Annotated in this window: 2 protein-coding genes; both read right to left on the bottom strand. The window is 43.7% G+C overall.

From position 1 onward, the window contains the following. A partial coding sequence (locus tag B5X70_RS17105) for an autotransporter outer membrane beta-barrel domain-containing protein (RefSeq protein ID WP_143255100.1) occupies nucleotides 1-9,243 on the bottom strand: 9,243 nt, incomplete at its 3' end. Between the two features lie 551 nt (nucleotides 9,244-9,794). After that, nucleotides 9,795-10,019: T9SS type A sorting domain-containing protein (locus tag B5X70_RS17100; RefSeq protein ID WP_143255099.1), on the bottom strand; the 225-nt coding region annotated here is incomplete at its 5' end.

The raw sequence follows: 10,019 nt of genomic DNA, 5'->3' as shown, positions 1-10,019 counted from the left end.
GGTGCGATTGGCTCCCAACGGACGAACATACACAGACTGCATAGGCGGGATCAGACCCATCTCCTCCTCGTTGTAACTCTCCCCGGTAGGATAAAGTGCAACTCGGGCGCCGGGAACAGCTGCACGGTTATAGGTCACAAACGTCATAGCCTCTCCAATCAATGCCCTGTACCAAATGGTTGGCTCAAAATGCTCCCGACTCCAGCCCGCATTGCTTTGCCAATTGATAAAACTGGGGTATGGATTGGCCATCAACTGATAACGGTTCTCCAAGAATGTTCGGTAAATTTCCCCAGTATTAAGAACCCCGGTATAGGATAATTCCATAAAGTTATCCGCCTCGTTGGTTTTATGATAATATACAGCCACTCCTTCCATGTCTCGCATAGCGGTTTCATCGTGTTGCGTGAATGTTGAATACCATCGGTCGCGATAAACATTGACCAATGTACCTGAGCCCTGTGCTCCGGGACTGAAATTACCAAAGGTGGCATCCTCGATGGAACTACCTAAATAAAACCATTGTTCTTTAGGCAAAGTTAACTTGACGTTAGCTTCCCCTATAACAGCACCATGGGTTATTAATGATGCCATGCCGCCAAAACCGGTCTCATTTTTCAACACTAATCCACCCGGCTCTAATGAAATATCCAAATCCCCATTCACTGTCAGTTTGCCGCTGGAGGCCACAGTCAAGGTTGCGCCCGTTTCAATGATCAGATCATTCACCTGTGCCACATTAGCGCCTGAAATCTCAGGCAGATTGGACACCGCTGCAATGGTGGTGTTCGCACTGGCAGAGGGAACTGTGGTGTTGGTCCAGTTGCCGGGTTTAAACCAATCTGTATCTGTAGCCCCCGTCCATGTGTAAGCAGGAATAGAAATAGACCCAAAGGTGATGTAATTACCTGCTCCTGCGTTGGCGTTAAAAGTAAGACTTGGAATCCTTGCCGTGCCCGCAGAAGAAGTGCCGGAGACATTGCTCAAAGACACCTCATGCCATTTATCGGTCAACCACTGAACACCGCGCAAACCTGACTCTGCTGGATTAACGCCACTGGAAGCATCCCATCTCATGGTCACCTCAGCTGTTGCCGAGGCAGGTGCTTCAATATTCCAATATTCGTTTGAACTGACATATTCTACCCGATCTTCTTTACTGCTGGTTGCGAGTCCGGCGCCATTTGGTGAACTGCTAAAGTATTGAGCACGCCAGAATCCGCCCACAGAAACGTTGGATACCCCAACCACTCCATACCGGAAATTATTCCCCAATGGGAAGTTGAAACCGGCTCCTGTGTTAATTTGCTTATAAAGAGGCCCATTTACATATTTGTTAGAGGCCGCTCCAACGATTGCATCAGAACTAAAACTCACAATTCGGAACTGTGCATCATTACTTACTAAAACTCGGCCAGATGACAGCGTTAGTATATCAGCAACATCAACATTATTAGAAAACAGCACATTTGAAGGATTATTTACCGTTAACCGGTTAAAACTATTCCCTCCACTGAAATTAGCTGCCCCGGATACCGTTTGAATATCGGTACCGTTCAGAACAAATACCGAAGAGGCTCCTGTACCTGCTACAAAAGATCCACTCTCAAACAACACATCTCCCTTGACAGAAATCGTTCTGTTTCCTTCGTTTCGGGCCGTTGGGCCGTCTATCAACAGATCTCCCAATAGTTGCACATTGCTATTTGGGAAACGACGGGTTCCTGATCCCGTTAATTCAAGATTATTAAGATTATGGATGGTACCCAATATGTCGTAGCTGTCATTTCCTCCAAACCGCAAAGTACCTCCATTCCCCGTTAAAAACTCCTCGTAAAAACCAGCAGGCAGATCGCCTCTCTCAAGGCTTAACACCCCGGAGCCAAACACATCTCCAAGTCGATGACCAAAGGTTTGCCCCATAGACAGCACTCCATTCTCGGCAATGGTTGTACGGTATGAAGAAGAATAATTAACCGGCATTGCTACCTCATGGGCAACAATCACCATGGATCCCCTGGGGCCTCCTGCCGGAACAGAACCACCTGAATCCGGATAGGTGTCCCAAATTGAGGCATCATTCCAATTACCACCCATGGTTGTGATATAAGTTGGAACCTGATCAGGTATGGCCGCATCCAGGCCTGCTGTATAGTCACCACTGATTCCAGCATCGTCGGTTGCAAAGAAACTAAACACCAACTCCCGGTTGACCTTATCAATTACCTCATCACCACTGAACTTATTCCATTCGCCAGTAGCGTCAGATAGTAATCTCGCAGTGATGTATTCTTCAAGATCACCTTTCACATCGCCCAGGTCATATTTCATTCGCGCCTCTGCTGAAAAACCCGAGAGTCCTTCGGAACGCACTACCCAATGGTAATTCAAGACATTGTCCCAATCTGACGGATTGATGCTGGGATGAGGCTCACCGGCGGGCTTCACCAATAGACTTCCACTTCCGTTATTATTGGCTGAAATGGTAAATCTTACCGGTGTATATTTTCCGATAGAACCAACCGGGAACGTGAAATTACCGGGCCCTGCGGGCATAAATTTCTTTACTCCGTTATCGGTAAATGAGACATTGGTCTGTATCATATTGGATTCCGAGAAGGGATTCGTCTCAATAATGATGGCGCTCTCAGCCAAAACCAGCAAATTGGAACCCACATTTAAAACCCCCTGCTCCATTTGAAGCGCATGGTTGATGTAAACCGTGTTACCTTCATCAACCTTAATGCCCTCCGGATTGTTGGTCGTTAACTTGCCAAAAGATCCGCTGCCATACAAGGTTTGCTCCTCAACCCCGTTAAGGACAATACCTCTTCCTGAACCACCCCACTGATGATCGCCCAACATATAAAGATTACCGGCTACAGACACCACATTTGAGTTATCCACCAACAAACCATCTTCATGCCGGAGCCTGTTTTGAATCTGAATGGAATTGTTCAGATTCAATTCACCCGGAGAGGTCTTTGTTAAATTAAAGAATGACAAACTACCTGTTAGCTCTTGATCTCCGGAACCACTAAAGAATGTGGTATTGCCATTGGCCATAAAACTGCCGTTTCCTACAAAATCTCCTTTAAGAATTAAATCTCTTCCATTGGCATCAAAACCTGCACCCGCTTCCACTTCCAAAAGATTAGAAACAGTTAATGGTACTGTCCACTGACGCAATGTTGGTGCATTGCCACTAGAGTTACTTACCAACAGGTTGGGGATTTCTATGTCAGAATAAATACCAATGACCTGATTGATAGGCGTATCATCATTTCCTATTCGAAATTCAACGTTATTATTCACCGTTGAAGTTTCGGGAGACAAGTAAACCGATGCAAAAGCAGGGTTGCTTTGAGCTCTGGCTATTTGCAATTCACCTCCTGTAAAAGTAAAATTACTTCCTGCATTTAGCACTTCAAACACACCCCGGTTGTTTTCAGGTGCCACATTGTTACCTACGATAACAGTTCCTCCGGTCTGGGTGTAATCAAGGATGCCTTCACTGGACGTAAGCCCCCTTCTGATTTGCGAACCTACAATCAAGCTTCCATCCGACACATTTATGGCAGCGTTCCCACTGGCCGAGTATTCTATGTAATTGTTACCACCACTCATGTCAACCGTTCCGCCGGTTACAACCAGCCTTCCATCCAGCAAAATGCCACTGTTACCATTGGCATTAACTGTTCCCTGACGCACCTCTAGGCCGGCTGTGCCGGGAATAAAGAAATCATCGCCTCCGGTGGTTAAATCCAAGTCGATAGCAGGGTGATCCAAAACAAGCAGGCCGTTTAACAATTGGACGGCTTTTTCTCCTGCCAGCCCATTGGTAGCACCATTCAAAGAAAAATTATCTGTAAAGGTAAAAGACGAACCTGTTCCGGCGCCTTTGTCCATTTCTATTTTATAGAGCTTAATGGTTGGTGGATTGGCATCAGTGTAGTCATTAATAAATGAGTGATTTCCTGCACCTGACAGACGCAATATTACATTGTTATCTGCAGCATTGGTATAAAGGTTCATATCAATATTCCCACTTCCCCTGTCATCAGTCGTAAACCCTAAATGGATATTATCCTTTACCTCAAAAACATGCTCTACTCCATTTCCGCCTCCCGAAGCAACTGATAGCTGAAAATTATTTCCATTCCCTGTTTTCCCTTTACCGGTAACAAATTCACCGGTTGAGAAATGATATGGAATTGCTCCATTTGGAAATTGAATACGCCCGTCTCCGGTAAATCCAAGTCTGGTTCTGTTTTCTACGGAGTAATTACCCCCAACCAGTAGCCGTGCAGAGCCATCTACCACCAGATTCTTCATTTGCATGTCGTAATTAAAACTGACGTGACGGCTGGTAGAGTTTTGTCCATAAATCCTTAAGGTTGGCAAAACAGAGAAAAAATCTCCTTCATTGACATTATAGGTACCATTTTGAGTCATATAAAAACACACCAAACTGGTATCATTGGCTGCAAATTCGCCAATATCGGCATTAATTATGGGCTGAGAACCCAAGTTTACTTGCAAATACAACTCACCAACCCCTGAAATCTTCGCCGCAGTCAACTGATCCCCCGGAGCAAAACGAAGGCGCTGTAAATCTTCAATATCTTGAAAAACTCCTTCACGTTGCATAATTACCTCGGCAACCTGTCTGTTTCCATTGACATTTATACCATCTGTGCCATAAGAACCACGAATCACCACAACATCTCCTGCTCCGGGAACAGATGATGGATGTGTAGTGCCTTCAGGTGTAGTGTACCAGGAATTAGTGCTGCCCCAGTTATATCCTCCCCAACCACTTCCCCTACGACTATAATAAATAGCAGGCGCACCCACAAATCTGGCCGGCATACCAGCCGTATAATTGGCATTAATCCCTTCAAATCCGGCATAACCACTACCGTGAATAAACTCACCGCTTGCCGAGGTCCCGTTAAACACCAAAATCCGTGTATTGGCATCAAAGGATGATGCGAAAATATCATCCACATCGGCTGAAGGTGAAGACTCGTAATCGCGGGCATACGTACCTCCATCCAACACAAATCCGGGCACATATTGGTTCTCGTTAGCAACTCCGGCAGGTAAATCAACCCCTTCTATCCCACTTTGATTTCTATAATAAAATCTGTAGGCCATCTCAGTTGGAATGGTCTCAAATTCAGAATACCCCACCCTCCAATATTGCTGTAATATTTCACCACCGGAAAGGTCGGTTGTTTGGAGTTCCCCACTCACGGGGCGAATACGCACATATCCTTCGTCATCGGCTTGCAGACCCTGGACGTTGATTTGTGCAGGCCGGTAATAGATGGTTGTACCGCCATCGGTAGTATAACCAATGGGAAAAGTTACCGGACTAATATTATTACGGATATTGTTTGAAGTTTCAGGCAATGAATTCTGTGTAACTTTTAAAGCCAAACCACCATCACTGGCCTTACCGTTGGTGTAAATTATATTGTCACCTGCCCTGCCAGTATCAGTCACTTTTAGCTTACTCCCATTGACGGTATTATCCGTCACATCCTCAAACATATTTGTGGCCAAACGCCACATTTCATCAACCTTTAAGAGATGGTTTTTAATGTAAATAGAACCTCGAGTAAACTCCATTCGTTCAATATAAACATCGCTGTTAAGTTCCACAGTCTGATTTGCATTCACGTTGAAACGGATATTACCAAACACAGCCCCTTCGGATGTATTGATAATTACCGGAGGATCCTCTCTGAAGCGGATCTGCGCAGTATTGGGAGTCCCTCCATTTATCGGATAACTACCACTGCTGAAATAAGTTCCAAAACGATCGTAATTGGTAATGTTACCCCAGATTCGCATGGTTAATCGTCCCTGATCAAAAGTTCCCGACAACACCGATGCATTGCCGTTAACATCCACCGTTAAAGAGCTGTTTCCGCGTAACCCGGATCCAGGCCCGGGAGATACCAAACGCAAAGTATTGCCCGTAGTGCGATTGAGGACAAAATTCCCCAGTTCCAACATATTTTCAGCATTCACAAAATTACCATCACCATTATAATCAAACTGATTGCCAGTATTGCCCCAGTAAAGGGTATCAATAGCCGATGTTCCAATGGTCTGGTTAAAATGAGTAGTATTAACAATTGATGGTTGACGCGCTGCTCCATCATAATTTCTTTCCCGATCTCCATCTGCTGCCGTCCAGTATTGAGCACCAGCCTCAATTTTAAAGGAACCTCCAATGTAAACATCATTTACGTTTTCTGAAGAAGTAACCGCATAGAAATTTATTGGTGGGTAATAATTATCGGTTTCCTTTCCCCGTATTATAAAATCCTTAAGCACCCTTAAAGGTTGTCCGGTAATGGTTACCGCAGCACCACCTGTACCTGTTGTTCCGCCGTCTAATTTAAAAACCGCAGAATTACTAACCGTTTTGGTCAACTCTAAATTGTAAAAAGGAGCTTTGGAGGTGATGACAAAATCATTGGCATTGCCAATGTTAAAAATAACGTTTCCACCGATTACATTTACGTTGGTAGCATCAGAATTAATAAAAACACCGCCTTTGCTGTTGGCCTGATGAATGTGCAAAGTACCACCCGACATATTAAAAACATTACCCGGATAGGAGAGATTAAAACAGGAGTAATTATTGTTAGTAGATCCTCCAAGCACATTTGTAGTACCTCCTGTCTGTACGTATCCGCCTACATTCTCAGCTCCAAACACAGAGGTTCTAAGTTGATTGAGGTTAAGCGTTCCGCCTTCAACCTTTACCAGGGCATTGCCCCGGGTGGTAATGCCACTGTTTACTGTGGCATTTAAAGTACCGGCACTTACCTGTATCACACCATAAGGAACAATGGCTGTACCACTGGTTTTAGAAACCGTACCACCATCGACCCACAAACGGGCGGCTTCGGAAATGTTGTAATTACCGGAATTGTTTAATTGAGGCACAACAACATTGCTTTTTATACGGACTGTACCCCGTAATAACCCCAGAGCATTGGTATTGGAAGTTAACTGCGGCTCTTGAATAGATCCATGGTCATGATTGGCAAAACCCAGCAGTCTGAAATTGTCCTCATGGGTGGCTTCCAATATTAGCTCATAGGTAGCATCCGTACCTTTGTCTATTTCTATTCTGTAAACTTTGGATGGCCCGTTGAAAAAAGCCAACTGGTTTTTGGAGTCATTTAAAAAGTTAATATCCACAATTCCATCACTTGCCTGACTGCCGTAGTTAGGCGAGTTACGGTTGGTAAACTCTACTGTTCCGTTATTGGTGAAATCGCCATACATATTAAACTGGTGACGGGCATTGGCCGTACCAGTAAGAATTTTTCCGTTTTCCTCCACTACCACATTGCCATTTACCGTTAGGTTTAAAGCACTGGTGGCAGAACTGTTGTTAATCTGGAATTCCCCGGTTTTAATCCGGAACTCTCCATTGATGGTGAAATCATTTAATAATGTAACCTTTTCTGATGTTGAGGCCAAATCAATTTCCAGATTATAGAAAGATAAATCCTGTGTTAAATCATAACTATTGCCATAATAGACCACGGTTCCTTCTCCCTGTCCGGCAGAGGTGAAATGAGAAGCATCCCCAAATTCGGGGAAATTATCTCCGGATAAAAGAATACGTCCACGACCTCGGATCTGACCAAAACTATGTCCGGTAGTGGCTTTTAAATCCAATCGCCCATCCACGGTGACCATTGAATGAATTTTATCATTGGAATCTACTGTGACTGTTTTTCCATTTAAAATAACTACCCGATCAGACGCTCCGGTAGGGGATGTTGTAGGAGTATATTCATTGGGATTATTGGGCAAAGCGCCGGATGGGTCAAGCGTCCATACTTCCCAGTTGTCCCAATTGCCACTGATTAAGGTGTACCAGGTGCGGGTTGATCCGCCTTCGAGTGGGCTTGCTCCCTGATTCAGGGTGCCAAGTGTATAGTATCCGTCCTGAAAATCAGCATCAGCCACTTCAAACCAGACCCTTTCGCCCAGTTCAACTCCTTTGTCAGATAAATCCACTTGGGTGTAATTTCCCTCAGGAGTTTCTTTTCTCAACAACACATAATTACTTAATTCCTGAGGAAAAGTGCCATCCTCAAAACCTTCCGGAAAACTAAAGCTCAAACGCGCATTTGAAGAACCTCCTTTATTGACATACCAGGAGCGGTTCCACGCTGCCACAGCCCCGGATGCTGTTACATCAGGTCCTGTTTGAATGTTATCTTTATCGTTAACCGCTCCATTGTGAGCGGTGGCAATATATTCATCAACTGCAGCATCGTTCAATGAAATATAGAAACCTGCCGAAGGGCCAAAATTTTTAAACCCGGTTGATGATCTGGCATAACCGGTCAGGTCTTCATAAAAGGTTCCTTCGGATGGAGAATAGGACAGAGAAATTTCCTGAACGCCTATGCTGTATTTATTGCTTAAATAACTTACCACCAACGCCCGTTGAATGTCCGTTAAATTGGTTTTATAGATAATGATCTCAGCTATTTTTCCTTTGAAGTTACGGGCGTCAGGATAGCTTTCATCCAACTTTCCAATTTCGATATCAACAGATGTGTTATTAATATTAGACGCACCTGTCAGCCTCCATGCACCATTGTCCAAAATCCCGTTTTTGTATATTTTAGATGAATCGTTGGTTTGAAAAATATAGTTGGCAATATAATCTGTTTCAGATGAATTATTGGTTCCGTTTATGCGATTGGATGTTTCTGAATAGTCAGCATAAAGCCGGTAATTGGTATATTGGAAAAAAGCAAAAGAAGTATTTGACCCACTGCTATTCAAACGTTTTGAAACCAATCCCTGAGGATTGGTGCTTGTACCTGAATTATAAACCACAAAAATGGAGAGCTGGTTCACATCGTTAAAATCGGCATGATGAGCAATGGAAAAATTGCCACTGGTGAAGGATGAAAAATCCAACGCATTCTCACCATTGATGTCTCCTAAAGAGATGTTTGCCCCATCACTTATGGCATGGTGGTCATTCCCCGATTTGTCCGTCCAGGTATCCCCACTTCCAAATTCAGTTAAATCAGAAGCATCCAACCAAACCAGGTTATGTGGTTGCCCGTTGGAACCATCAGCATTGCCTACTCCTGCAGGGCCTGTTTGTGCATTAGCTGTTCCTATTATTAATAAAAAGCCAACACATAAAAACAAAATTTGGTGGCAGTATATTTTTTTCATAATCCAATATTTAATTCAAATAACCGTCAAAAATAGTCAAAATCTATTAGTTATATACTTCTTTTTGTTTCTAATGGTTTAATTATTTTGATAAACGCCTTTAATTATTAGACCAATAGCAAAGCAGCATGCTAAGAAACTAAGCGAATCATATCCATTCCTACGAATTTCTTAAAAAAAAGATTCAAAATTCCTGTTGTTCTGCAAGTTATGATTGCGGGAAAACATCATGGTCGGCGAAGAATATCATGAACCATGTGAGATTTTACCATATAAGACATATAAGGTTAAGACATCAGGGCTAACGACCCTTAAATATCGTCAATCGAAACGCCAATCTTAAAAATCCATAAACCATGAATACTTAAACCCATCGCTCACCCCCTAACCCCCTAAAGGCTCCAACACTTATTTCACCACAGATTACTCAGATTGCCACAGATATGATATTAAAACAATTGAGGGCTTCACTAAAAGTGAAGCCCTCAATAATTTATCACTGCGCTTGTGCCTATAAACGTCAGCCGAGCGAAGTCGAGGCTCGCGTTTAATCATCTCTGTCCCACTACCCGCTCACTCTTCACCAAATCGCCTACGCTTACACGGATGATGAATATGCCACTTGTTCTGGGCAGCATCACTAAAGTGCGGCTGCTGCGGGCATTCATTTCATTAATCTTACTACCATCAATACTGTAAACTTCAATTAATGGATCGCCCATCTGTAGCAAATCGGATTGAATACTTACCAGCGCCTTTCCGGCTACTCCGGTGAT

This window comes from Alkalitalea saponilacus (assembly GCF_900168165.1).
Classification (GTDB): domain Bacteria; phylum Bacteroidota; class Bacteroidia; order Bacteroidales; family Marinilabiliaceae; genus Natronoflexus; species Natronoflexus saponilacus.
This window is presented reverse-complemented; position numbering and strand designations above follow the sequence as displayed.